The organism is Streptomyces sp. NPDC052773 (genome assembly GCF_044547145.1).
Lineage (GTDB): Bacteria > Actinomycetota > Actinomycetes > Streptomycetales > Streptomycetaceae > Streptomyces.
Map to the genome: position 1 here is coordinate 85,563 of NZ_JBITZX010000009.1, position 25,190 is coordinate 110,752.

20 protein-coding genes are annotated in these 25,190 nt (G+C 72.2%); 6 read left to right on the forward strand and 14 right to left on the reverse strand.

Annotated elements, in window-relative coordinates; all coding sequences use genetic code 11:
* Window positions 1-181: 181 nt before the first annotated feature.
* The 3 genes from ACIG0D_RS20980 to ACIG0D_RS20990 all read right to left on the reverse strand — a co-directional run bounded on the left by ACIG0D_RS20980 (window position 182) and on the right by ACIG0D_RS20990 (window position 5,701).
* Window positions 182-1,627 carry an aldehyde dehydrogenase family protein gene (locus ACIG0D_RS20980; RefSeq protein ID WP_399802894.1) on the reverse strand — a complete coding sequence of 482 codons (1,446 nt, stop codon included), beginning with the start codon at window positions 1,625-1,627 and terminating at the stop codon, window positions 182-184.
* A gap of 236 nt (window positions 1,628-1,863) precedes the next feature.
* Entirely contained in the window at window positions 1,864-3,441 is a 1,578-nt protein-coding gene (locus tag ACIG0D_RS20985) for a PucR family transcriptional regulator (protein WP_399802896.1), read from the reverse strand.
* 106 nt (window positions 3,442-3,547) lie between these two features.
* On the reverse strand, window positions 3,548-5,701 hold the full coding sequence (locus ACIG0D_RS20990) for an ATP-binding protein (protein WP_399802899.1): 2,154 nt from the start codon (window positions 5,699-5,701) through the stop codon (window positions 3,548-3,550).
* A 316-nt stretch (window positions 5,702-6,017) separates the two neighbouring features.
* Between ACIG0D_RS20990 and gabT the strand changes: the two genes are divergently transcribed.
* Together gabT and ACIG0D_RS21000 are read left to right on the forward strand one after the other, a co-directional pair.
* On the forward strand, window positions 6,018-7,352 hold the full coding sequence (gene gabT / locus ACIG0D_RS20995; RefSeq protein ID WP_399802901.1) for a 4-aminobutyrate--2-oxoglutarate transaminase: 1,335 nt from the start codon (window positions 6,018-6,020) through the stop codon (window positions 7,350-7,352).
* Between the two features lie 107 nt (window positions 7,353-7,459).
* Entirely contained in the window at window positions 7,460-8,314 is an 855-nt protein-coding gene (locus tag ACIG0D_RS21000) for a phosphatase PAP2 family protein (RefSeq protein ID WP_399802903.1), read from the forward strand.
* Here ACIG0D_RS21000 and ACIG0D_RS21005 read toward each other — a convergent pair.
* From ACIG0D_RS21005 to ACIG0D_RS21040, 8 genes are all read right to left on the reverse strand, one after another.
* Complete coding sequence (locus ACIG0D_RS21005; protein WP_399802906.1) at window positions 8,253-10,061, reverse strand: chitinase; 1,809 nt, start codon at window positions 10,059-10,061, stop codon at window positions 8,253-8,255. The two genes, ACIG0D_RS21000 and ACIG0D_RS21005, sit on opposite strands and share 62 nt — an antisense overlap.
* A gap of 76 nt (window positions 10,062-10,137) precedes the next feature.
* The gene (locus tag ACIG0D_RS21010) at window positions 10,138-10,593 is read right to left on the reverse strand and encodes a hypothetical protein (RefSeq protein WP_399802909.1); all 456 of its coding nucleotides are present in this window, start codon (window positions 10,591-10,593) and stop codon (window positions 10,138-10,140) included.
* Between the two features lie 127 nt (window positions 10,594-10,720).
* Window positions 10,721-12,160, reverse strand: coding sequence for an NAD(P)/FAD-dependent oxidoreductase (locus ACIG0D_RS21015; protein ID WP_399802912.1), 1,440 nt, complete (start codon window positions 12,158-12,160; stop codon window positions 10,721-10,723).
* Window positions 12,161-12,183: 23 nt separating this feature from the next.
* Window positions 12,184-12,984, reverse strand: coding sequence for an ABC transporter permease (locus ACIG0D_RS21020; protein ID WP_399802915.1), 801 nt, complete (start codon window positions 12,982-12,984; stop codon window positions 12,184-12,186).
* Window positions 12,985-13,914 (reverse strand): ABC transporter permease, encoded by a 930-nt coding sequence (locus ACIG0D_RS21025; RefSeq protein ID WP_399802918.1) that lies wholly within the window; start codon window positions 13,912-13,914, stop codon window positions 12,985-12,987.
* A complete protein-coding gene (locus ACIG0D_RS21030; RefSeq protein ID WP_399802920.1) occupies window positions 13,914-15,086 on the reverse strand; it encodes an ABC transporter ATP-binding protein in 1,173 nt (390 codons plus the stop codon). Before ACIG0D_RS21030 ends, ACIG0D_RS21025 begins: the two co-directional genes overlap by 1 nt.
* Complete coding sequence (locus tag ACIG0D_RS21035) at window positions 15,083-16,327, reverse strand: spermidine/putrescine ABC transporter substrate-binding protein (protein ID WP_399802923.1); 1,245 nt, start codon at window positions 16,325-16,327, stop codon at window positions 15,083-15,085. The genes ACIG0D_RS21030 and ACIG0D_RS21035 overlap by 4 nt, the downstream gene beginning before the upstream one ends.
* Window positions 16,328-16,382: 55 nt before the next feature.
* Window positions 16,383-17,918 (reverse strand): gamma-aminobutyraldehyde dehydrogenase, encoded by a 1,536-nt coding sequence (locus tag ACIG0D_RS21040; protein ID WP_399802926.1) that lies wholly within the window; start codon window positions 17,916-17,918, stop codon window positions 16,383-16,385.
* A gap of 220 nt (window positions 17,919-18,138) precedes the next feature.
* On the opposite strand from ACIG0D_RS21040, the gene ACIG0D_RS21045 reads away from it, so the two are divergent.
* On the forward strand, window positions 18,139-18,711 hold the full coding sequence (locus ACIG0D_RS21045) for an NADAR family protein (RefSeq protein WP_399802928.1): 573 nt from the start codon (window positions 18,139-18,141) through the stop codon (window positions 18,709-18,711).
* Window positions 18,712-18,827: 116 nt separating this feature from the next.
* On the opposite strand, the gene ACIG0D_RS21050 is transcribed toward ACIG0D_RS21045, so the two are convergent.
* Window positions 18,828-19,553, reverse strand: a complete 726-nt coding sequence (locus ACIG0D_RS21050) for a DUF4190 domain-containing protein (RefSeq protein ID WP_399803377.1) — start codon at window positions 19,551-19,553, stop codon at window positions 18,828-18,830.
* A gap of 275 nt (window positions 19,554-19,828) precedes the next feature.
* Between ACIG0D_RS21050 and ACIG0D_RS21055 the strand changes: the two genes are divergently transcribed.
* Together ACIG0D_RS21055 and ACIG0D_RS21060 are read left to right on the forward strand one after the other, a co-directional pair.
* On the forward strand, window positions 19,829-20,968 hold the full coding sequence (locus ACIG0D_RS21055; protein WP_399803350.1) for an adenosine deaminase: 1,140 nt from the start codon (window positions 19,829-19,831) through the stop codon (window positions 20,966-20,968).
* A gap of 53 nt (window positions 20,969-21,021) precedes the next feature.
* Window positions 21,022-21,708 carry a glycerophosphodiester phosphodiesterase gene (locus ACIG0D_RS21060; RefSeq protein ID WP_399802931.1) on the forward strand — a complete coding sequence of 229 codons (687 nt, stop codon included), beginning with the start codon at window positions 21,022-21,024 and terminating at the stop codon, window positions 21,706-21,708.
* Here ACIG0D_RS21060 and ACIG0D_RS21065 read toward each other — a convergent pair.
* Window positions 21,705-22,307: an NADPH-dependent F420 reductase gene (locus ACIG0D_RS21065; protein WP_399802934.1), complete on the reverse strand. Its 603-nt coding sequence runs from the start codon at window positions 22,305-22,307 to the stop codon at window positions 21,705-21,707. The genes ACIG0D_RS21060 and ACIG0D_RS21065 overlap by 4 nt on opposite strands.
* 40 nt (window positions 22,308-22,347) lie before the next feature.
* Here ACIG0D_RS21065 and ACIG0D_RS21070 point away from each other — a divergent pair, with 40 nt between their 5' ends.
* A complete protein-coding gene (locus tag ACIG0D_RS21070; protein ID WP_399802937.1) occupies window positions 22,348-22,707 on the forward strand; it encodes a winged helix-turn-helix transcriptional regulator in 360 nt (119 codons plus the stop codon).
* A gap of 126 nt (window positions 22,708-22,833) precedes the next feature.
* Here the strand turns inward: ACIG0D_RS21070 and ACIG0D_RS21075 are convergent, their stop codons facing one another.
* A complete protein-coding gene (locus ACIG0D_RS21075; protein WP_399802940.1) occupies window positions 22,834-25,089 on the reverse strand; it encodes a heavy metal translocating P-type ATPase in 2,256 nt (751 codons plus the stop codon).
* Between the last annotated feature and the right edge of the window lie 101 nt (window positions 25,090-25,190).

A 25,190-nucleotide genomic window follows, 5' to 3' on the forward strand; every position in this document is an offset into this window, starting at 1 on the left:
GTGCCGGGCCCTTTCGGGACGGCGAACTCGCGTCGAGGACGAGCTTACCTGAAAACGGTTCCCATTAGCCATAGGCGGAGGCGGGCATCGGCCGGACGGCTAGCGGAACGACAACGGCCGGAGCCCCCGCACAGTCGGGCTCCGGCCGTCGGCTTGTCGTGCCGCTCAGGCTGCCGTCTCGCTAGAGAGCGAGACCGGTGAGGACGAGCACCCGCTCGTAGGTGTAGTCGTCCATGGCGAACCGCACGCCCTCGCGGCCCACGCCGGACTGCTTGACGCCGCCGTACGGCATCTGGTCGGCGCGGTAGGACGGCACGTCGCCGATGACCACGCCGCCGACCTCCAGGGCGCGGTGGGCGCGGAAGGCGGTCTGGAGGTCGTGGGTGAAGACGCCGGCCTGGAGACCGAACTTGGAGTCGTTCACGGCGGCGAAGGCCTCGGCCTCCCCGTCGACCTTCTGCACGGTGAGGACCGGGCCGAAGACCTCCTCGCAGGCGATCGTCACGTCGGCCGGGACCTCGGCGAGGACGGTCGGGGCGTAGGAGGCGCCGTCGCGCTTGCCGCCGGCGAGCAGCTTGGCGCCGGCCGACACGGCCTCGTCGACCCAGGACTCGACGCGCTTGGCGGCGTCCTCGCTGACCAGCGGGCCGACGTCGGTGGCGTCGTCGCTCGGGTCGCCGGTGACCTGGGCCTCGACGGCGGCGACGATCCGCGGCAGCAGGCGGTCGTAGACGGAGGCGTCGGCGATCACGCGCTGCACGGAGATGCAGGACTGGCCGCCCTGGTAGTTGGAGAAGGTGGCGATACGGTTCGCCGCCCAGTCCAGGTCCTCGTCGCTCGCCCAGTCGGCGAGGACGACCGCGGCGCCGTTGCCGCCCAGCTCCAGGGTGCAGTGCTTGCGCGGCACCGAGTCCATGATCGCGTAGCCGACCTTGTCGGAGCCGGTGAAGGAGATGACCGGCAGCCGCTCGTCCTGAACGAGGGCGGGCATCCGGTCGTTCTCCACCGGGAGGATGCTCCAGGAGCCGGCGGGCAGCTCGGTCTCGGCCAGCAGCTCACCGAGGATCAGGCCGGACAGCGGGGTCGCCGGGGCGGGCTTGAGGATGATCGGCGCGCCGACCGCGATCGCCGGGGCGACCTTGTGGGCGCACAGGTTCAGTGGGAAGTTGAACGGCGCGATGCCGAGCACGACACCCTTCGGGAAGCGCCGGGTCAGCGCGAGCCGGCCCTGACCACCGAGGTCGGTGTCCAGCCGCTGCGCCTCGCCGCCGTTGAACCGCCGGGCCTCCTCGGCCGCGAACCGGAACACGGACACCGCGCGGCCCACCTCGCCGCGGGCCCACTTGATCGGCTTGCCGTTCTCGGCGGAGATCAGCCGCGCGATTTCCTCGGTGCGCTCGGCGAGCCGCTTGCTGACGTGGTCGAGCGCGGCGGCGCGTACGTGCGCGGGCGTCGCGGCGAACTCGTCGCGCACGGCGTACGCGGCGGCCACAGCCTCCTCGACCTGCGCGTCGGTCGGCACGCTGACCTGCCCGACCAGCCGACCGTCCCACGGCGAGTTGACATCGAAGGTGCTCTCACCGGTGACCGGACGGCCGGCGAGCCAGAAGGCGTGGGTGGAGGTCATGGTCGTAGCCCGTGCCCTTCCGCGTTGGGGGTGGTGTTGCCTGTCGGATCCACGGTAGGGGCGCGGGGGCGGTGGGGGGCTTGTCCAGAACGTAGTGGTGAGGGGTGGGGGTGCGCCGGTTTGGACCGTCTGGGAGGGCGCGGTCAGGCCAGGAGCCGGGTCACGGCGCCGGAACCGGCGGCGCGGCCGTGCCGGCGGAAGGCGATCGTCAGGAACGACGGCTCGTCACCCGCCACCTACTGCTCCGCCGCCGTCGCCTTCAGCGCCAGCCACAGCTCCATCCGTACGTCCGGATCGTCCAGGGAGCGGCCCAGGATCTCCTCCACGCGTCGCATGCGGTAGCGGAGGGTGTGGCGGTGGACGCCGAGGTCGGCGGCGGCGGCGTCCCACTGGCCGTGGCGGGAGAGCCAGGCGCGGAGGGAGGCGACGAGGTCGCCGCGGCCGGTGGCGTCGTGGTCGTGGAGGGCGCGCAGGAGGCCGTCGGCGAAGGCCTTGACGGCGTCGTCGGCGAGGAGGGGGAGCACCGAGCCGGTGGCGAGCTGTTCGTGTTCGACGAGGATGCGGCCGCGGCGGCGGGCCACGGAGAGGGCCTGTTCGGCCTGTTTGTAGGCGGCTGCCGCGGCGGTGGGGCCCGCGGGGGCCGAGAGGCCGATCACCAGGTCGTCGTCCTCCGCCGCAGAGGGCTCGCGGACGGTGCTCGCCGTGCCGCGGGCCGCCTCGAGGGACGCCGCGTACTCGGCGCAGGCGCGGGCCGCGGCGCCGCCGTCCGCGGCGAGGACGACGAGGCGTTCGCCCTCGGGGACCGCCAGCACCGCCTCGCCGGCCCGGGCTCCGGCCGCCTCGACGGCCTCCGCCAGGCCGCTCCCGCCCGCCTCGCCCTCCGCGACGATCACGCGGAAGGGGGCGTCGAGGAGGCCGCCGTAGAGGTCTCCGGCGACGGCGCGGGCGTGGTCCGGCTCGCCCGCGAGGAGCATCCGCAGCACGGCCGCGCCGATGCGCTGCTCGGCCTCGTGCAGGGAGCGGGAGCGTTCCGTCGTCAGGGTGAGCAGGGCGATCGCGGAGTGGACGGCGTAGCGCTCGGCGGTGCCGAGGGCCGCTTCCGTGCCGACCGCGAGGGCCGCGCGCGGGCGGCGGCCGGTGCCGATCGAGTGGAGTTCGACGCGGTCCTCGTGGTCGGGGCCGCCGACCACCGAGCTGGCCGGGGCCGGGCGGTCCCGCAGCCGTTCGACGTCGGCGGTGAGGCGGGCGGCGCGGCGGCCCGCCCAGTCGGGGGCCGCGGCGACGACGGCGCCGGACGCGTCGTAGAGCGCCGCCCAGCCGTCGACCTGGGCGGCGAGCGCGCCGAGCAGGCCCTCGGGGCCGTCGTTCAGAGCCTGTTTCGTCAGTTCGCGCTGGGCGGCGAAGCCCGCCGTCACCGCGCGGTACTGGTCGGCCGCGATGGCCGCCGACACCGCCTTGGTGATCGCCAGGAAGGGGGTGCGGCGGGGCACTTCGAGGAGTGGCAGGCCCTCTTCCTCCGCCGCGTCGACCAGCGCCTTCGGGATCTCCTCGTAGTTGACCCCGATCGCGAAGCCCAGGCCGACGACGCCCGCGCCCACCAGGCGCCGGACGTAGCGGCGCATGGCCTCCGGATCCTCCGCGTCCAGCTTCAGCGCGGTGATCAGGAGCAGTTCCCCGCCCTCCATGTACGGCACGGGGTCGGCCAGCTCGCTGACGTGCGCCCAGCGGACGGGCACGTCCAGCCGGTCCGCGCCCGCTCGGACGGTCAGCTTGAGCGCCGAGTGGTGGACGAGGGAGGCGAGCGTGGGAGGCATGGGGCCTGCACAGCCTTCGGAGAGGGGGAAACGGGTGATCTTTTGGCCGTCGCGTATGAACGGCCTCTACCGATTCTGCCTCACCGTATGAGCGCCGGGCGCCGTGTCAGCCCCGCAGGTCCACCAGCAGCGGCGGCGCGTGCTCGCCCTTGACGTTCGTCAGGGAGAGCACCGCGTGGCCCGGCGGCACCGCGTGCGCCAGCTCCGACGCGGACCAGCGCTCCCGCTCCACCTGCCGCACCGTCACCGCCCGCGCGGTCGGCGCCTTGCCGGTGATCACCCGGCGCAACATGTGCACGGCCTTCCCCGCGGGGGTCTCCGCGATGATCTGCCGGTCGGTGACGTCCCGCGCCTCGGTCCACTCCTTGCCCCACACCTCGGCGAAGTCCTGCCCGTCCCAGGGGGTGAGGCCGGACAGGGCCACCCGGCATCCGGTGGCGCCGAGGAGCGGGCCGCGCAGCGGACGCGGTACGTCGTCGAGGGTGCGCAGCGTGAGGACCGCGCCCGCGTTGGCGGAGCGCAGGCGCTGGATGCCGCGCACCGCCTCCGGTGTCACCACGCCGGTCGCGTCGTCGAGGATCATGCAGGCGAACAGCGAGCGGTCCTCCCGTACCGCCACGCTCGCCGTGAACTGGGCGAGCACCAGCCGGGCCAGGATCCGGGAGGCGTCCGCGTGGCCGCGCGCGGGCAGGTCGATCCGGACGCGGACGGGGTGGTCGAGCGCCTTCAGTGAGAACGGCCGGGACTGGCCGGACGTGTCGAAGAAGCCCGCGAACGCCGGGCGGTCGAGCAGGGCGATCCGGTCGGCCAGGACCCCGCCGACGTCACCCGGGTGAGCCATCTGGCGCTCGCGCGCGTCCAGCTCCCGCAGCAGCGACTCCTGCCCGGCCTCCACCAGACCGGCGCGCAGCTCGGCGAGCGGGCCCGGCGCCCCGTCGAGCAGCGCGCGCAGCTCGGGTACGGACGGGAAGCGGCCGTGGACCGCGCGGTACGGGCCGAGGAGCTGGGCGAGGACGGTGGTGGAGCGGCGGCTGTCGCTGCCGGGGTGCGGGTCGGCGAGGTCGCCCACCAGGGCCTCGGCCAGTACGGCCGCGGCCTCGTCGGGGTCGGTGGTGCCGCCGTACAGGTCCAGGTCGTACATCGACTCGGGGTTGCCGATGCGGACGACGACGTCGTAGGCCTCGGCCGGGCCGAGTCCGGCGCCCGCCGCGCCGACCACCACGACGGCGGCCCGCCCGGTCAGCGCGTGCAGGCACAAAGACTCGGCGAGCGGGCGGACCAGGGTGCCGGTCTTGCCGGAGCCGGCCGGGCCGACGGCGAGCAGGGAGGTGCCGAGCAGTTCGGGGCCGAGGGCGAGGCCGGTACCGCGGTAGGCGTAGGGGTTGCGGGGGTCGTCGGCGGTGGTGCCGAGCCGGACCTGGCCGGTGAGCAGGTCGTGCCGGGCCTGGCGGCCGGGCAGGTCGCGGGCGCCGGAGGGGTGCGGGCAGGCGGCGGAGCCCTCCCGCAGGACGGCGCCGGTGAAGGTGGCCAGGCTGTGCCGGCCACTGCGGACGCCGTGCCAGGCGCGAGTGATGCGGGCGTGGTCGACGTCCCGCATCAGGCCCTGGCGGGCCTCGGTGGCGAGCCGGTCGGCGGCGTCGGCGGCCCCGGCGGCGCGCAGCGCGGGGAACTCGGCGGGGTCCTCCTCGGGGGCGGGCGGGCGCTGGTTCTCCGGGGCGGCCGAGCGCCGCCAGGCAGGCGGGCCGTAGCGGCGCCACAGCTCGCCCCAGCGGCCCAGCCGGCCGACGCCGACCAGGATGATCAGGGCGACGATCACGTAGTAGGCGTAGACGACCACGACGGCGGCGAAGCTGTGCGGCTCGGCCCAGGAGTCCGGGATCATCGCGTACAGCGGCAGCAGCCACCAGCCGCCGAGGTAGCCGTTCCACAGCAGCGACCAGATCAGCCAGCCGACCAGGAACGCGATCACCGCTCCGGCGGCAAGCTGCCGGCCGGGCACCACCTCGGGCTCCTCGTCGGGCCGCGGCCGGTGTCCGAACCGCCATACGCCGGGCGCGGCCTCGGGGCGCGGGGTGCGCAGCCAGGCCAGGAAGGCGGAGCCGTCGGGAAGCGGTGGGACGGGTGGTGCCGCGGGGGGCCGGGGCGGCGTCACCGGCATCGCCGGCGTCACCGGTGTCTCCGGCGTCTCCGGCGGCCGTGCCGGACGCGGCACCGGTTCGGCATGCGTGCCCCGCGCGTCCCGGGTCCCGTCGCTGTCCATCGCCCTTGCCCCCTGACCAGCCGCCGCGTCCGCGTTCGCGTCCGTCCTGTGCACCATCAGCGAGTCAATCTAACGCGCGGGCAGGGCGAGTTCACCGGTGACGCGGCGGGGCACACCGACGGGGACACCGGTGACGCGGCGGGGCACACCGGCGGCGACCTGCCCGCGCCACGGCCGCCCGCCCCCGGCCGCCTATGTCCACGACGGACAACCGGCTTCGCCGACAACGCCCACATGGAGCATGCCCACCCCCTCCCACCCGTCTTAACCTGCGAGAAAAGAAGACAAGCGTCCGGAAACACCCCCAGGAGCCCTCATGACCGCAGTTCCGCAGGAGCGCCGCGTCGTCACCGCCATCCCCGGCCCGAAGTCGCAGGAGCTTCAGGCCCGCCGTACCGCCGCGGTCGCCGCGGGCGTGGGCTCCGTGCTGCCGGTGTTCACCGCGCGCGCCGGCGGCGGCATCATCGAGGACGTCGACGGCAACCGTCTGATCGACTTCGGCTCCGGTATCGCCGTGACGTCCGTGGGCGCCTCCGCCGAGGCCGTCGTACGCCGCGCCTCCGCGCAGCTCGCCGACTTCACCCACACCTGTTTCATGGTCACCCCGTACGAGGGCTACGTGGAGGTCGCCGAGGCCCTCGCGGAGCTGACCCCGGGTGACCACGCCAAGAAGAGCGCCCTGTTCAACTCGGGCGCCGAGGCCGTCGAGAACGCCGTCAAGATCGCCCGCGCGTACACCAAGCGCCAGGCGGTCGTCGTGTTCGACCACGGCTACCACGGCCGTACGAACCTCACGATGGCGCTGACCGCGAAGAACATGCCGTACAAGCACGGCTTCGGTCCGTTCGCGCCCGAGGTCTACCGCGTCCCGGTCGCCTACGGCTACCGCTGGCCGACCGGCCCGGAGAACGCCGGCCCCGAGGCCGCCAAGCAGGCCATCGACCAGATCACCAAGCAGGTCGGCGCGGAGAACGTGGCCGCGATCATCATCGAGCCGGTGCTCGGCGAGGGCGGCTTCATCGAGCCGGCCAAGGGCTTCCTGCCGGCGATCGTGAAGTTCGCCAACGACAACGGCATCGTCTTCGTCGCGGACGAGATCCAGTCCGGCTTCTGCCGCACCGGCCAGTGGTTCGCCTGCGAGGACGAGGGCATCGTCCCGGACCTGATCACCACCGCCAAGGGCATCGCCGGCGGTCTGCCGCTGGCCGCGGTGACCGGCCGCGCCGAGATCATGGACGCCGCGCACGCGGGCGGCCTGGGCGGCACCTACGGCGGCAACCCGGTCGCCTGCGCGGGTGCGCTCGGCGCGATCGAGACGATGAAGGAGCTGGACCTCAACGCCAAGGCGAAGAACATCGAGGCGATCATGAAGTCGCGCCTCGGTGCCATGGCCGAGAAGTTCGACATCATCGGCGACGTCCGCGGCCGTGGCGCCATGATCGCCATCGAGCTGGTCAAGGACCGCGCCACCAAGGAGCCGAACCCGGAGGCGACCGCCGCGCTCGCCAAGGCCTGCCACGCCGAGGGCCTGCTGGTCCTGACCTGTGGCACCTACGGCAACGTGCTGCGCTTCCTGCCGCCGCTGGTCATCGGCGACGATCTGCTGAGCGAGGGCCTCGACATCATCGAGCAGGCGTTCGCTCGTATTTGAGCGAAAAACGCGGCTGCGGCAGAGCGTGTGAAGAAGGTGTGCGAGGTGGATGACAGGACGCCGTTCCGGCTGTCCTCCTCGCCGGACCTGCCGTAGGTTCTCAGCAGATGAGAGATACACCCCGCCCACAGGGGACTGTGGGTGACACCAGGCCGTGGCCTCCCCAGCTTCGACCTGGTCGTGCCCTCGCGCACACCACCGGGGCCTTCGGCTCCGGATCTCCTCACCGATCGGACGGTCGCCCGCCCCAGACCCCCCGGGGCGCGCGGCATTCCGGTCCGTTCGGCCGCCCCGGAACCATCCCCCCTGTTCCGGGGCGGCCGACCCCTTTCCTGCTCCTGCCCCTGGTCCTTTTCGCGCTGATCACCTGGCAGGTCGTCGTAGACGGTCCGCTGATCCGCCTGGACGAGCGGCTGAGCCGCGCACTCGTCCACCCGGACCGTATCTCCGAACTCCTCGCCGACCTCGGGAACGTGCCGGTGGCCGTCCCGGTCCTGGCCGTGGCGGCGGCCTGTGCCGCTTGGCGCGCCCGCGCCACCGGTACGGACCACTGGTGGCGGCCGTCCGTCGCGGCGGCCGTCCTCATGGCGCTGGTCCCCGCGGTCGTCGTCCCGCTCAAGGTGCTGACCGACCGCCCGGGCACCCCGGCCGTCCCGCCCGCGACGGGCTACTACCCCTCCGGCCACACCGCCACCGCCGCCATCGCCTACGGCTGCGCGACCCTGCTCCTCCTCCCCCGGCTGCGCCGCACCGCCGCCCGCCGCACCCTGATCCTGCTGAGCACCGCGCTGATCCTCTGCGTGAGCTTCGGACTGGTACGGCAGGGCTATCACTGGCCGCTGGACGTGGTGGCGAGCTGGTGTCTGTCGGCCGTGCTCCTCGGACTGCTGTGGTGGCCGCTCAGCGGAAGTAGCCGTCGAACGTCCGCTGGAACTCCCAGCCGCCGAACCGGTCCCAGTTGATCGACCAGGTCATCAGGCCGCGCAGGTCCGGCCAGGTGCCGTGGGTGGCGTACGAGCCGCAGTTCGCCTTTCTCGTCAGGCAGTCCAGGGTCTTCACCACCTCGGCCGGGGACACGTAGCCGTTGCCCGCGTTCGTGGTGGCCGGCATGCCGATGGCGACCTGGTCGGGGCGCAGGGGCGGGAAGAACTTGTCCGGGTCGCCCGCGACGGGGAAGCCGGTGAGCAGCATGTCGGTCATGGCGATGTGGAAGTCGGCGCCGCCCATGGAGTGGTACTGGTTGTCGAGGCCCATGATCGGGCCCGAGTTGTAGTCCTGGACGTGCAGGAGCGTCAGGTCGTCGCGCAGGGCGTGGACGACCGGGAGGTACGCTCCGGCGCGCGGGTCCTGGCCGCCCCACTTGCCGGTGCCGTAGTACTGGTAGCCGAGCTGGACGAAGAAGGTCTCCGGGGCCATCGTCAGGGCGAAGTCGTCGCCGTACCTGGCCTTCAGGGTCTTCAGGGCGGAGATCAGGTTCACGATCACCGGGGTCCTGGGGTTCCTGAAGTCGGTGTCGTCGGCGTCGAGAGAGAGGGAGTGGCCCTCGAAGTCGATGTCGAGGCCGTCCAGGCCGTACTCGTCGATGATCTTCGAGACCGATGCGACGAAGGTGTCGCGGGCGGCGGTCGTCGTCAGCCGCACCTGGCCGTTCTGGCCGCCGATGGAGATCAGCACCTTCTTGCCGGCCGCCTGCTTGGCCTTGATGGCCGCCTTGAACTCGGCGTCCGACTCGACGTTCGGGCACTCGGTGACGGGGCAGCGGGTGAAGCGGATGTCGCCCGAGGTGACGGAGGTCGGCTCGCCGAAGGCCAGGTCGATGACGTCCCAGCTGTCGGGGACGTCGGCGAGGCGGGTGTAGCCGGAGCCGTTGGCGAAGGTGGCGTGGAGGTAGCCGACCAGGGCGTGGGGCGGCAGGTCCGGGGTGGTGCCGCCGGAGCCGGGTGCCGTGGTCGCGGTGACCGTGGCCGAGCGCGCGGACTCGCCCGCGTCGTTCACGGCGGCGACCTGGAAGGCGTACGCCGTCGAGGGCGCGAGGCCGGTCACGGTGGTGGAGGTGCCGGTGACCGTCCGGACCTTGGCGCCGTCGCGGTAGACGGCGTAGCCGGTGGCGCCGGGGACGGCCGTCCAGGCCAGGGTGACCGAACTCGCGGTGACCGCTTCGGTCTTCAGGCCGGCCGGGGCGGCGGGCGGCTGGGCGGGGCCGGTGCCGGGGCCGGTGAGGGAGAGGTCGTCGGCGTGGTAGGCGCCCGTGCCGTACCAGCCGTGGGTGTAGACGGTGACGCGGGTGGTCGACGGGCCGGTGCGGAAGGTGGTGGTGAGCTGCTGCCAGTCGGTGGCGGACTGGGTCCAGGTGGAAACGTCGGTGGTGCCGGTGCCGGACGCGCCGAGGTGGACGTAGGAGCCGCGGACGTGACCCGTGAGGGTGTACGTGGAGTCGGGTCGCACGGTCACGGTCTGGGAGCAGCGGGCGTTGTCGCCGCCGTCTGGGGTCGCGCGCAGGGCGGAGGTGCCGCTGCGCACCGGTGAGCCGACGGTCGTGCCGGCCGTGCAGGTCCAGCCGTCGAGGCCGGCCTCGAAGCCTCCGTTGCGCAGGAGGTCCGCGTCGGCCGCACGGGCGGCCGAGGAGAGTGCGGCGGTGCCGGGCAGGGTCAGGGCCGCGGCGGTGAGCAGGGCGAGGGGTCTGACGCGTCCGAAGCGTGCGCGGTCCACAAGTGCCTCCGGAGGTGGGGGAATTGGAGGGGTGGAGCGCTCACAACTTGGTCCAGACCAATCACCGTGTCAAGGGCTAGGACCGGTCGTCCTCGGTGGCCAGGCCCGCCGCCGCCTCGTGCATCGCCAGTTCCAGCAGCGCCGGATCGGTGAGGGTCCCGGACCCGTCCGGCGGCACCAGCCAGCGCACCCCGCCGGTGGACCGGCCCGGGTACGGCACGACGATCCAGGTGCCGGCCCCGGCGGTGCGGATGCCGGTGCCGAGCCAGCGGGCCGCGGTGCCCGGCGGCACGAAGAAGCCCATCCGGGCGTCGCCGAAGTCCGCGAGCACCGGGCCGGGCCGGTCGAGGATGCGGGTGAGCACGTCCAGCGTCGGATAGCCCAGCTCCCCCGGCAGGATCAGGACGTCCCAGGCCTTGCCCGCGGGCAGCAGCGTGACCCCGAGGGGGTTGCGCTCCCACTCCCAGCGGCAGGCGTCGGGATCCGGTGCGACGGATGACAGCCACTCGACGGCCGTCTTTGCCCCAGTCATGGAAAAGACCTTCCTGTCCTCTCGTGGACGCGTGCACGTCCACGAGGGAGAGGGAGGTCGCGGCCCGAGCATTACGCGAGTTCGGCCCGCTCTTTGCGGTGACCCGCGTCACAGGCCGGCGGTCGGGTCAGCTGTCGAAGCCCAGCCCCAGCCGGTCCATGGTGCGCAGCCACAGATTGCGTCGCCCGCCGTGGGCGTCCGCCCGGGCCAGCGACCACTTGGTGAGCGCGATCCCGGTCCAGGCGAACGGCTCCGGCGGGAACGGCAGCGGCTTCTTGCGGACCATCTCCAGTTCGGTCCGCTCGGTGCGCTCCCCCGCCAGCAGGTCCAGCATCACCTCGGCGCCGAAGCGGGTCGCGCCCACGCCGAGCCCCGTATAGCCCGCCGCGTACGCCACCTTGCCCTGGTGGGCGGTGCCGAAGAACGCGGAGAACCGCGAGCAGGTGTCGATCGCGCCGCCCCACGCGTGGGTGAAGCGGACGCCCTCCAGCTGCGGGAAGCAGGTGAAGAAGTGCCCGGCGAGCTTGGCGTAGGTCTCCGGGCGGTCGTCGTACTCGGCGCGCACCCGGCCGCCGTACGGGTAGATCGCGTCGTAGCCGCCCCACAGGATCCGGTTGTCGGCGGACAGCCGGAAGTAGTGGAACTGGTTGGCGCTGTCGCCGAGGCCCTGCCGGTTCCGCCAGCCGATGGCGGCGAGCTGTTCGTCCGTGAGGGGCTCGGTCATCAGGGCGTAGTCGTAGACGGGGACCGTGTAGTGCCTCACCCGCTTCACGAGGCTGGGGAAGATGTTGGTGCCGAGCGCGACCCTGCGGGCGCGGACCCGGCCGTAGGGGCTGCGTACGGCCATGCCCGCGCCGTAGGGCTTCAGCGTGAGCGCGGGCGTGTGCTCGTAGACGCGCACGCCGAGGTTCACGCAGGCCCGCTTGAGGCCCCAGGCGAGCTTGGCGGGGTTCAGCATGGCCACGCCCCGCTTGTCCCACAGGCCCGCCTGAAAGGTGGGCGAGTTCACCTGCGCGCGGACCGCGTCGGCGTCCAGGTACTCGACCCCGTCGGCCAGGCCCTCGCGCTCCATCCGCTCGTACCAGTCGCGCAGTTCCCACGCCTGGTACGTCTCGGTGGCGACGTCGATCTCGCCGGTGCGTTCGAAGTCGCAGTCGATGCCGTGCCGGGCGACCGCCTTCTCGATCTCGTCGAGGTTGCGGGCGCCCAGCTCCTCCAGCTTGTGGATCTCGTCCGGCCAGCGGGTCAGCCCGTTGGGCAGCCCGTGGGTGAGGGAGGCGGCGCAGAAGCCGCCGTTGCGGCCCGAGGCGGCCCAGCCCACCTCGCGGCCCTCCAGCAGCACCACGTCCCGCTGCGGATCGCGCTCCTTGGCGATGAGCGCGGTCCACAGTCCGCTGTAGCCGCCGCCGACGACCAGCAGGTCGCAGGTCTCGGCGCCGGTCAGCGCGGGCTCGGGGCGGGGTCTGCCGGGGTCGTCCAGCCAGTACGGGACCGGCTGGGCTTCGGAAAGGGACTTCGTCCAGTCGGACTTGTTGTCACTGCCACGGCTCATGGCGCTTGGGGCCATGATTTCAACTCCCTACAAGGGCTCTATGCCTTTTGCTTGGTGCGGCGATTACCGATGAGCATCGAGACGAGAACGAACAGCACGGCGAGGACGAACATGGCCGTGCCGATGACGTTGATCTGCACGGGCGTGCCGCGCTGCGCCGAACCCCACACGAACATGGGGAAGGTGACGGTGGAGCCCGCGTTGAAATTGGTGATGATGAAATCGTCGAAGGAGAGCGCGAAGGCGAGCAGCGCGCCCGCGGCGATTCCGGGTGCCGCGATCGGCAGGGTGACCCGGATGAACGTCTGGAACGGGCCGGCGTAGAGGTCCTGCGCGGCCTGCTCCAGCCTCGGGTCCATCGACATGACGCGCGCCTTGACGGCCGTCACGACGAAGCTGAGGCAGAACATGATGTGGGCGATGAGAATCGTCCAGAAGCCCAGCTGGACGCCCATGTTGAGGAAGAGGGTCAGCAGCGAGGCCGCCATCACCACCTCGGGCATCGCCATGGGCAGGAAGATCAGCGAGTTGACGGCGCCGCGGGCGCGGAAGCGGTACCGCACCAGCGCGAACGCGATCGCCGTGCCCAGCGCGGTCGCGCCGAGCGTCGCCCAGAACGCGATCTGGAGGCTGAGCGAGAGCGAGCCGCACAGATCGGCGACCCCGCACGGATCCGTCCAGGCGTCCGTGGAGAACTTCTGCCACTCGTAGTTGAAGCGGCCCTTCGGGTCGTTGAAGGAGAACACCGTGACGACGACGTTGGGCAGCAGCAGATAGGCGAGCGTGAACAGTCCCGCGATGACGACGAGACGGCGCTTGAGCCAGTCGACGAAGGCCATTTAAACCAGATCCTCCGTCCCGGACCTGCGGATGTAGAACGTGACCATGATGAGGATCGCGAACATCAGGATGAACGACAGGGCGGCGGCCGTCGGATAGTCCAGGATCCGCAGGAACTGCGACTGGATGACATTGCCGATCATGCGGGTGTCGGTGGAGCCGAGCAGGTCCGCGTTGACGTAGTCGCCGGCGGCCGGGATGAAGGTCAGCAGCGTGCCGGAGACGACACCCGGCATCGACAGCGGGAAGGTCACCTTGCGGAAGGTGGTGAAGGGCTTGGCGTACAGGTCGCCCGCCGCCTCGTGCAGCCGGCCGTCGATCCGCTCCAGCGAGGTGTAGAGGGGCAGGATCATGAACGGCAGGAAGTTGTACGTCAGACCGCACACCACCGCGAGCGGCGTGGCCAGCACCCGGTCGCCCGAGGTCACGCCGAGCCAGCCGGTGACGTCCAGGACGTGCAGCGCGTCGAGCGCGCCGACGACCGGGCCGCCGTCCGCGAGGATCGTCTTCCAGGCCAGGGTGCGGATCAGGAAGCTGGTGAAGAACGGCGCGATCACCAGGATCATGATCAGGTGCTTCCAGCGGCCCGCGCGGAAGGCGATCAGATACGCCAGCGGGTAGCCCAGCAGCAGACACAGCACCGTCGCGGCCCCGGCGTACAGCACCGAGCGCAGGAACTGCGGCCAGTACTCGGACAGCGCGTCCCAGTAGGTGGCGAAGTGCCAGGTGACCTTGTATCCCTCTTCGAGGGAGCCGGTCTGCACGGACGTCGAGGCCTGGTAGACCATCGGCAGCGCGAAGAAGACCAGCAGCCACAGGATGCCGGGGAGCAGCAGCAGATACGGCATCCAGCGGCCCCGCCTGCGCGGGGGCTTCTTCTCGGGGGCGGGTGGCGCGAGGGGCGGTGGCGCCTCGGTGACGGCGGCCATCAGGCGACTACCCCCTCTTGAGGCTCTACCTTCTCCACGCCGGCCTGGATGTCCTGGGCCGCGTCGAGACCGAAGGTGTGCGCCGGGTTCCAGTGCAGGACGACCTCGGCGCCGGGCGCGAGCCGGGCGTCGCGGTCGACGTTCTGGACGTAGACCTGGAGCGCGGCGCCCGCCGGGCTGTCCACCACGTACTGGGTGGAGACGCCGATGAAGCTGGCGTCGGCGATGCGGCCGGTGACCCGGTTGCGGCCGTCCGGGATCTCCCCCGCGTCGTCGGCGTGCGTGAGGGAGATCTTCTCGGGCCGTACGCCGACCAGCACCTTGCCGCCGGTCGCCGTGGGGGCGCTGCACCGCCGGGACGGCAGGGACAGCTTGCCGCCGCCCGCCCTCAGCACGATCTCGTCGCCGCCGGCGGCGTCCACCTCGGCCTCGATGAGGTTGGAGGTGCCGAGGAAGTTGGCGACGAAGGTGGTCTTCGGGTTCTCGTAGAGGTCGGCGGGGGCGCCCAGTTGCTCGACGCGGCCCGCGTTCATCACGGCGACCGTGTCGGCCATGGTCATGGCCTCCTCCTGGTCGTGCGTGACGTGTACGAAGGTGATGCCGACCTCGGTCTGGATGCGCTTGAGTTCCAGCTGCATCTGGCGGCGCAGCTTGAGGTCGAGGGCGCCGAGCGGCTCGTCGAGGAGCAGCACCTTGGGGTGGTTGATCAGGGCGCGGGCGACCGCGACGCGCTGCTGCTGGCCGCCGGAGAGCTGGTGCGGCTTCTTGCGCGCGTGCTCGCCGAGCTGGACGAGGTCCAGCATCTCGTCGACCTGCTTCTTCACGCTCTTGATGCCGCGCCGGCGCAGACCGAAGGCGACGTTCTCGAAGATGTCGAGGTGCGGGAAGAGGGCGTAGGACTGGAAGACCGTGTTCACCGGCCGCTTGTACGGCGGCAGCCGGGTCACGTCCTGGTCGCCGAGGAAGACGGTGCCGCTGGTGGGCTCCTCCAGGCCGGCGATCATCCGCAGGGTGGTGGTCTTGCCGCAGCCGGAGGCGCCGAGGAGGGCGAAGAAGGAGCCCTCGGGGACGGTCAGGTCGAGCGGGTGGACGGCGGTGAAGGAGCCGTAGGTCTTGCTGATACCGGTGAGGCGGACGTCGCCGCTGTCGTTGGTCGTCGTCATCGTCGTCACGCCCCTGTGAGCTTCGCGAACTTCTCTTCGTAGGCCGTCTCTTCCTTCGCGCTCAGGGAGCGGAAGGCCCGGGACTTGGCGGCCATGGACTTGTCGGGGAGGATCAGCGGGTTGTTCGCCGCGTCCTCGTCGATCTTCGCCAGCTCTTCCTTCACCCCGTCGACGGGACACACGTAGTTGATGTACGCGGCGAGCTGGGCGGCCGGGCGGGGCTCGTAGTAGTAGTCGATGAGCCGCTCGGCGTTGGTCTTGTGCCGGGCCTTGTTCGGCACGAGCAGGTTGTCCGTCGACGTCATGTAACCGCTGTCGGGGATGAGGAAGTCGACGTCCGGGCTGTCCGCCTTGAGCTGGACGACGTCACCGGCCCACGCGAGACAGGCCGCGAGGTCGCCCTTGGTGAGGTCCGAGGTGTAGTCGTTGCCGGTGAAGCGGCGGATCTGGCCCTTGTCGACGGCCCTCTGCATACGGGCGATGGCCGCGTCGAAGTCGTCGTCGGTGAACTTGCCGGGGTCCTTGCCCATGTCGAGCAGGGTCATGCCGACGCTGTCGCGCATCTCGGACAGGAAGCCGACCCGGCCCTTGAGCTTGGGGTTGTCGAGCATGTCCGAGACGGACTTCACCTCGACGCCGTCGAGCGCCTTCTTGTTGTAGGCGATGACCGTGGAGATGCCGGTCCAGGGGTACGAGTACGCCCGTCCCGGGTCCCAGTCGGGGCTGCGGAACTGCTGGGACAGGTTGGCGTAGGCGGTGGGCAGGTTGGACGGGTCCAGTTTCTGGACCCACCCGAAGCGGATCAGGCGCGCGGCGAGCCAGTCGGTGACGCAGATGAGGTCGCGGCCGGTGGGCTGGCCGGCCGCCAGCTGCGGCTTGATCTTGCCGAAGAACTCGACGTTGTCGTTGATGTCCTCGGTGTACTTGACCGTGATGCCGGTGCGCCGCTTGAACTCGTCGAGCGTCGGGTGGTGCTTCTCGCTCTCGTCGACGTCCATGTACTCGGTCCAGTTGGAGAAGTGGACGGTCTTCTCCTTGGCCGAGTGGTCCTCGGACGAGACCCCGGAGGTCTTCGCCGCCGGCGGGATGCCGCAGGCGCTCAGCGCCCCCAGACCGCCGGCCGCGAGCGCGCCGCCGGTGGTGGCGCGCAGCAGGGAACGGCGGCTGAGCGCGGCCCTGCCGTTCCGGAAGCTGCGCCGCATGGCGGCCACTTGGGCCGGGGACAGGCGGTCGGGCTCGTACTGCTCCATGCGCGTTGGTGCCCTTTCGGGAGGTCGGGCGGCCGCGGGTCAGGCGGCCTGGGTGCTATCGGTCCCCGAAGATCGTGCGGTGCCAGTCCTTGCGGGCCACCGCCGTGTTGTCGAACATGACGTGCTTGATCTGCGTGTACTCCTCGAACGAGTACGCGGACATGTCCTTGCCGAAGCCGGACGCCTTGTAGCCGCCGTGGGGCATCTCGCTGATGATCGGGATGTGGTCGTTGACCCACACGCAGCCCGCCTTGATCTCGCGGGTGGCGCGGTTCGCCCGGTAGACGTCCCGGCTCCACGCGGAGGCGGCGAGGCCGTACGGCGTGTCGTTGGCGAGCGCGATGCCCTCGTCGTCGCTGTCGAAGGGCAGGACGACCAGGACCGGACCGAAGATCTCGGACTGGACGATCTCGCTGTCCTGGGGCGCGTCGACCACGAGGGTGGGCCGGTAGTAGGCGCCGTCCTTCAGCTCGCCCTGAGGTGCCTCGCCGCCGGTGACCACGCGCGCGTAGGCCCGCGCCCGGTCGACGAACCCGGCCACCCGGTCCCGCTGGACGTGCGAGATCAGCGGGCCGAGGTCCGTTCCCTCGGCGAACGGGTCGCCGAGGCGGACGGTCTCCATGAGGGCGGCGGTGCGCGTGACGAACTCTTCGTACAGCGAACGCTGCACATACGCGCGCGTGGCGGCCGTGCAGTCCTGCCCGGTGTTGATGAGCGCGCCCGCGACCGCGCCGTGGACGGCCGCCTCCAGGTCGGCGTCGTCGAAGACGACGAACGGCGCCTTGCCGCCCAGCTCCAGGTGGAGCCGCTTGACGGTGGCGGTGGCGATCTCGGCGACCCGCTTGCCGACCGGGGTGGAGCCGGTGAAGGAGGTCATGGCGACGTCGGGGTGCCCGACGAGATGCTCGCCCGCCTCCTTCCCGGTGCCGGTGACGATGTTGACGACCCCGTCCGGGATCCCGGCCTCGGTGACCGCCTCCGCGAAGAGCAGGGAGGTCAGCGGGGTCAGCTCGGCGGGCTTCAGCACGATGGTGTTGCCCGCCGCGATCGCCGGGAGGATCTTCCAGGCGGCCATCTGGAGGGGGTAGTTCCAGGGCGCGATCGAGCCGACGACACCGATGGGTTCCCGGCGGACGTACGAGGTGTGGTCGCCGGAGTACTCCCCGGCCGACTGCCCCTGCAGGTGCCGGGCGGCGCCCGCGAAGAAGGCGGTGTTGTCGATGGTGCCCGGCACGTCGAACTCGCGGGTGAGCTTGAGCGGTTTGCCGCACTGGAGGGACTCCGCGCGGGCGAACTCCTCGGCGCGGTCGGCGAGGACGCCGGCCAGCCGGTGCAGCGCGTCGGACCGCTCGCCGGGGGTGGCCCCGGCCCAGCCCGGGAAGGCGGCGCGCGCGGCGGCCACGGCGGCGTCGACGTCGTCGGTGCTCGCGAGGGCGTAGGTCAGGACCTCCGCGCCCGTGGCCGGGTCGACGACGGTGTGCGTACGGCCTGAGGTGCCCTGGGTCAGTCTGCCGCCGATGTACTGCGCGCCCGCCGCGAAGCGGTCCTGTGCGGGAAATCGTTCCGGGGTGGTGGTGCCCGGGTTGTGCATGTCGCTCTCCTCCGCCGAGGCCCCGCCGACGAGGGTGTCCAGGGGGGTGGGTGGCGTAGCTCCAGCTCGATTTGAGTGCCGATCCTGACAGAGCACGGGGACTCCAACAAGTGATTCCGTTGTTGCCTTTTGGTTACGCGACGGAATCTGTCGACCAGGTGTCGAGTCGACGCGAAAAACCGGGGACGGAATGTCAGTGGTGGCTGCGACACTGCCGTGCATGGAGAAGATCGACTCGCGGGATGCCCTGGTCAAGCAGGTCAGGGCGGGCTCCCGGGTGAAGTATCTGCACTTCTGGGGACACCGCCCGCGGCCGGACGGGCGGATCGGCGCGAGTTGCCTGAGCCAGTGGTGGCCCTCCCCCTTCACCGTCGACGGGGTGGAGTACGCGACGGCGGAGCACTGGATGATGGCCGCCAAGGCCCGCCTGTTCGACGACGCGGAGGCGGAGCGGCGGGTGCTGGCAGCGGTGCAACCGGCGGAGGCGAAGAAGGCGGGGCGACTGGTCCGGGGGTTCGACGAGGGCGTCTGGGAGCTGGAGCGGTTCGGCATCGTGGTCGAGGGCAGTGTCCGGAAGTTCGCCGCGCACGAGGATCTGCGGGAGTTTCTGCTGAACACCGGGGAGCGGGTGCTGGTGGAGGCCAGCCCGGTGGACCGGGTCTGGGGCATCGGCCTCGCCGCGGACGACGAGGCCGCGGCGGATCCGGAGCGGTGGCGGGGTCTGAACCTGCTGGGGTTCGCGCTGATGGAGGCGCGGGGGAGACTGCGGGCGGGGGCGGGGACGGGGGCGTAAGGCGAGGGCGTAAGGCGGGGGTGCAGGGCGGCGGGGCCGCCCCCTTCTCTTTCGACTCTCCTACGACGTCCTACGGGGCCTCTTACGGCGGGTGGGACGCGAGGCGCCGTACGGCATCACCGGGTCGCGAACACCAGCACGCCCACCGCGATGCCGAGCACGACCCCGCCGGCACCGCAGATGATCCCCGCCAGAGCCTGCCCGCCGTTCGTGGCCTCGCCCCGGTTCGCCTTCCCGCGACCGATCGCGCCGAAGATCACGCCCAGGACGCCGAGGATGATGGCCACCGGCCACAGACAGAACACCACCGCCGCGACGATGCCGAGCACCAGCCCGGTCGTCCCCATCCCGTTGGCGGGCATCGGGACCACACCCGGCCAGCCGTAGTACCCGCCGCCGACGGACGTCGGTGCCGGTCCGGGTGCCGCTGCCGGCGCGTAGCCGTACGGCATCTGCCCCGGGCCCTCCGGCCCGATCGGAGGCGGCGGAACCTGCCCCTCCTGAACGGGCGGGACCGGCGGTGCGAAAGGGTTGCCCATACCGGCCGGCGGCCCGCCGGGACTCGGCGGCACGGTCGGCGCCGCCCACCCCTCGCTGGGCAGCGAGGTGATCGTCTGCTGCTCGTGCACGGGCGGTGCCACGGGAGTTCCGGAGGCGAGCGTGTCCCCCGGCCCGCCGGCATCACCACCGCTCACCGGCGGCGACGCCGCGTCCTTCCGCAACCCCACCTTCGGCTCCGGCGGCGGCGCCCAGGGATCCCGTACGGCCTCACCGTGCGACGGCGTCGAGCCCTGCGCGGTGCCGTGCTCCGGCGCTGCCGGCGGCTGCCTGTCGTCGGACATGCGCGGAATCCCCCTCTGGTCGTGCGTCCCGTCATGCTACGTCCACCCCCACGGCGCGAACCCATCCAGGGCCACGGAACCCCACCCCAGGGGGCGCGGGGAACTGCGCGCCCAGCCCCCACGAACCCGCACGACCCACGGCGGACACCCCCACCCACCCAAGGGGCGCGGGGAACTGCGCGACCAGCCACAACGCCCCCACACGAACCCACGAATCGCATCCACCCACGAATCGCACCCACCCACCCCCGTCCTACGATGACCCCGACCCACCGATCAGCCGATCACCGCGCCCACCCTCCCTCACCCCGGAGGGCGGACGCCTTCCCGGGGAGGAACCCGTGCCCGACAGCCACCGCCTCACCACACCCCCCACCGCCGCAGGCGACTTCATCGCCGGCCTGCCGAAGGCCGAACTGCACGTCCACCACGTCGGCTCCGCCTCCCCCCGCATCGTCGCCGAACTGGCCGCCCGCCACCCGGACTCGAAGGTGCCGACGGACCCCGAGGCCCTGGTCGACTACTTCACCTTCACGGACTTCGCGCACTTCATCGAGGTGTACCTGTCGGTCGTCGACCTCATCCGCACCCCGGAGGACGTCCGCCTCCTCACCTACGAGATCGCCCGCGACCTCGCCCGCCAGCAGGTGCGCTACGCCGAACTGACCATCACCCCCTTCTCCTCCACCCGCCGCGGCATCGACGAGAAGGCGTTCATGGACGCGATTGAGGACGCCCGCAAGGCGGCCGAGGCCGAGTTCGGCACCGTCCTGCGCTGGTGCTTCGACATCCCCGGCGAGGCGGGCCTGGAGGCGGCCGAGGAGACGACCCGGCTCGCGACCGACGACCGCATCCGCCCGGAGGGCCTGGTCTCCTTCGGCCTCGGCGGCCCGGAGATCGGCGTACCGCGCCCGCAGTTCAAGCCGTACTTCGACCGTGCGATCGCCGCTGGCCTGCGGTCCGTGCCGCACGCGGGCGAGACGACCGGCCCGCAGACGGTCTGGGACGCCCTCACCCACCTGCGTGCCGAGCGCATCGGCCACGGCACCAGCTCCGCCCGGGACGAGAAGCTGCTCGCGCACCTCGCCGAGCACCGCATCGCGCTGGAGGTCTGCCCGACCTCGAACATCGCCACCCGCGCGGTCCGCACCCTGGACGAGCACCCCATCCGGGAGTTCGTCCGCGCCGGCGTCCTCGTCACGATCAACTCCGACGACCCGCCGATGTTCGGCACCGACCTGAACACCGAGTACGCGGTCGCCGCCCGCCTCCTCGACCTGGACGAGCGCGGCCTCGCCGACCTGGCGAAGAACGCCGTCGAGGCGTCCTTCCTCGACCCGGCCGGCAAGGCCCGGCTGGCCGCCGAGATCGACGCGTACACCGACAGCCACACGGCCCGCCGCCTCGCACCCTGACCCGCGCCCGCACCCCCACTCGCGCCCGCGCATGGGCCCGACACAATGGACCCATGCGCAACGTGACCGCCGTCGCCCACCGCGGCGCCCCGTACCTGGCCCGCGAGAACACCCTGCGCTCGCTGCGCATCGCACTCGAACTGGGCGCGGACGCGGTCGAGATCGACGTACGGCTGACCCGGGACGGCGTCCCGGTGCTGCTGCACGACGAGACGCTGAAACGGCTCTGGGAGCTGGACAAGCCCGTACTGGCGCTGACGGCGGCCGAGTTGAACGAGGTGACGGCGGAGCAGGTGCCGACGCTGGCCGCGGCGCTGGCGGCGACGGAGGGCAGCCGGGTGATGCTGGACCTGCCCGGCACCCCGGACGTGCGGGCGGCCCGCCGGGTGGTGGACGTGGTCCGCGACTGCCATGCCGAGGACCGGGTGTACTACTGCGCGGGCGCCGCCGCGATGCTCGCGGTGCGCACCGCCGACCCGGCCGCCGAGATCGCCCTGACCTGGACGACGCTGGCGCCGCCGCGGCCCGCGCTGCTGGACGCGGTGCGCCCGCGCTGGCTCAACTACCGCTTCGGTCTGGTCGGCCGCGACCTCGCCGCCCGCGTCCACCGCGACGGCTATCTGCTCTCCGTCTGGACCCCGGACACCGTCCGCGCCATGCGCCGCCTGCTCGACCTGGGCGTCGACTCCATCACCACCAACCGCGTGGACGCCCTGTGCGCGCTGCGCGGCCGGGGTTAGCCGCGCGGCCCGGCGTACTCCAGCGGCGGCGCGATGGCCTGGGCGTCCGCATCCTCCCCCACCCACAGCCCGATCAGCAGTGCCGCCGTCGCCTCCACGAGCCCGGCCCGTTCCAGCCCGCCGGCGGACAGCGGCACACAGCCGAGGTCGCGGACGAGGCGCCGTACGACGGCGAGCGCCGCCTCGTCGTCGCCGCACAGCGGCACCGCCAGCGGGCGGCCGGCGAAGACGGGCGGGGTCAGCCGCCAGACGTCGACGTGGCAGAGGTTGAAGGCCTTGACGACATGGGCGCCGGGCGCGGCGGCGGCGATGCGTTCGGCCGCCGAGGGGCCGCCGCCCGTGCGCAGGGTGAAGCCCGGGCCGACCGGGTTGGTGCAGTCGATCAGCGTGCGCCCGCGGAGTACGTCCGCCAGCCCGGCGACGACGTCCACGACCGCCTCGTAGGGCAGTGCGAGCAGCACCGCGTCGGTGCCGTGTTCCGCCGCCGCCCGCAGCCCGCCGTCCCGGCGGCCACCCGTCGTCACCTCGTGTCCGGCCCGCCGCCACTGTGTACCGAGGGCATCCGCCATGTTCCCGGTTCCGAGAATTCCGATTCGCATGGGCAGCACGCTAGGAAGCCGCTCGGGCACCATTCGGTGTGTGACGACTGACCAGGGCTTCCTCGCCGACTGCCGCGCCCGGCTCGCCTTCGACCTGCTCGCCAACACCTGGAACGCGGTGGTGTTGTGGGCGCTGCGGGACGGCCCGTGCCGGCCGGGCGAACTGCGGGAGCGCATCGGCGGCATCAGCCAGAAGGTGCTGACGGAGACGTTGCGCCGCCTGGAGTTCAACGGGCTCGTGGCCCGGCGCGCGTACGGCGGCGCCCCGCCGCGCGTGGACTACGAACTGACCGCGCTGGGGCGGACGTTGCTCGCCCCGATCGACGCCTTCGGCGCCTGGGCGTTCGAGTACGGCGACGAGGTGATGGCGGCGCAGGAGCGGCACGGCGAGGAGCGCTGAGGAGGCCGGCCGGCGCCGACACCGGCCCTCCTCAACGGGCCGCGTTGACACCGTCCCCTCCACGCCCACGCCGGCACCGGCCCCCTCCACGGCCGGTGCCGGCGGGACCGCGTCCCTGACGGTCTCTCAGCTCGTGGCCTTGAACCCGCGCAGCCGCAGCGAGTTGCTGACCACGAACACCGAGGAGAACGCCATCGCCGCGCCCGCGATCATCGGGTTGAGCAGACCGGCCGCGGCGAGCGGCAGGGCGGCGACGTTGTAGGCGAAGGCCCAGAACAGGTTGGACTTGATGGTGCCGAGGGTGCGGCGGGACAGCCGGATCGCGTCGGCTGCGGCGCGCAGGTCGCCGCGGACCAGGGTCAGGTCGCCGGCCTCGATCGCCGCGTCCGTGCCGGTGCCCATGGCGAGTCCGAGGTCGGCCTGGGCGAGCGCGGCGGCGTCGTTGACACCGTCGCCGACCATGGCGACCGTACGGCCCTCGGCCTGGAGCCGCTTGACGACCGCCACCTTGTCCTCGGGCAGCACCTCGGCGATCACCTCGTCGATGCCGACCTCGGCGGCCACCGCCTCGGCGACGGCCTGGTTGTCGCCGGTGAGCAGCACCGGCCGCAGCCCGAGGGCCCGCAGCCGGCGGACGGCCTCGGCGCTGGTGTCCTTCACGGCGTCGGCGACCTCCAGCACGGCGCGGGCCTCGCCGTCCCAGGCGACCGCGATGGCGGTCCGGCCGGCTGCCTCAGCCTCGGCCTTGGCGCGCTCCAGCTCCACCGGCAGGGACATGGCCCACTCGGCCAGCAGCTTCTCCCTGCCGACGAGCACGGCGTGCCCCTCGACGACGCCCTGCACACCCAGCCCCGGAACGTTGGCGAAGTCCTCCGGCACCGGCAGGGCGCCGATCCGCTCCGCGGCCCCGGCGGCGACGGCCCGGGCGATGGGGTGCTCGGAGGCGTTCTCGAGGGCTCCGGCCAGCCGCAGGACCTCGTCCTCGTCGGTGGAGTCGGCGGTGTGCACGGCGAGCAGGGTCATCCTGCCGGTGGTGACGGTGCCGGTCTTGTCGAGGACGACGGTGTCGACCTTGCGGGTGGACTCCAGGACCTCCGGGCCCTTGATGAGGATGCCGAGCTGGGCGCCGCGCCCGGTGCCGACGAGCAGCGCGGTCGGTGTGGCCAGCCCGAGGGCGCAGGGGCAGGCGATGATCAGCACGGCGACGGCGGCGGTGAAGGCGGCGGTCAGTCCGGCGCCGTTGCCGAGCCAGAAGCCGAGGGTGCCGAGGGCGAGCGCGATGACGACCGGCACGAAGACTCCGGAGATCCGGTCGGCGAGCCGCTGGGCTGCGGCCTTGCCGTTCTGCGCGTCCTCGACGAGCTTGGCCATCCGGGCGAGCTGGGTGTCGGCGCCGATCCGGGTGGCCTCGACGACCAGGCGGCCCCCGGCGTTCACGGTGGCACCGGTGACAAAGTCGCCGACGCCGACCTCGACGGGCACGGACTCTCCGGTGAGCATGGAGGCGTCCACGGCGGAGCTGCCCTCGACGACGGTGCCGTCCGTGGCGATCTTCTCGCCGGGCCGCACGACGAACCGGTCGCCCGCCTTCAACTCCCCGACGGGCACGCGCACTTCGGTGCCGCCGCGCAGCACGGTGACGTCCTTGGCGCCGAGTTCCATCAGCGCCCGCAGCGCGGCGCCCGCCTTGCGCTTGGAGCGGGCCTCGAAGTAGCGGCCGGCGAGGATGAACGCGGTGACGCCGGCGGCGGCCTCCAGGTAGATGTTCCCCGAGCCGTCGCTGCGGGCGATGGTCAGCTCGAAGGGGTGGGTCATGCCGGGCGTGCCGGCCGTGCCGAGGAACAGCGCCCACAGCGACCACAGGAACGCGGCCGAGGTACCGACCGAGATCAGGGTGTCCATGGTGGCGGCGCCGTGCCGGGCGTTGGTCCACGCGGCGCGGTGGAAGGGCCAGGCGGCGTAGGTGACGACGGGGGCGGCGAGGGTCAGCGACAGCCACTGCCAGTACTCGAACTGGAGCGCCGGGATCATGGCCATGGCGATCACCGGGACGGCGAGCGCGACGGCGGTGACCAGCCGCTGTCGCAGCGGCCTCAGCTCGTCCGCGGCCTCGCGCTCCTCGGGGGGCGTCTCGTCCGGGCCGGCCCGCGGCGGCTCCGGTTCCCGTGCGGTGTATCCGGTGGCCTCGACGGTGGCGATGAGATCGGGGACGGTCACGTTCCCGGCGTAGGTCACCCTCGCCTTCTCCGTCGCGTAGTTGACGGTGGCGGTGACGCCGTCCATGCGGTTGAGCTTCTTCTCGATGCGCGCCGCGCAGGAGGCGCAGGTCATGCCGCCGATGGCGAGTTCGACCTCGGTGGTGCCGGGGGCCGTGGTGATCATCGTCGCTCCTCCTGGACTTCCTGCTCGCCGGCTCTCGCCGTCCGCACTTTCCTTCATACCCCCAGGGGGTATAAGCTGCTCACATATATACCCCCTCCGGG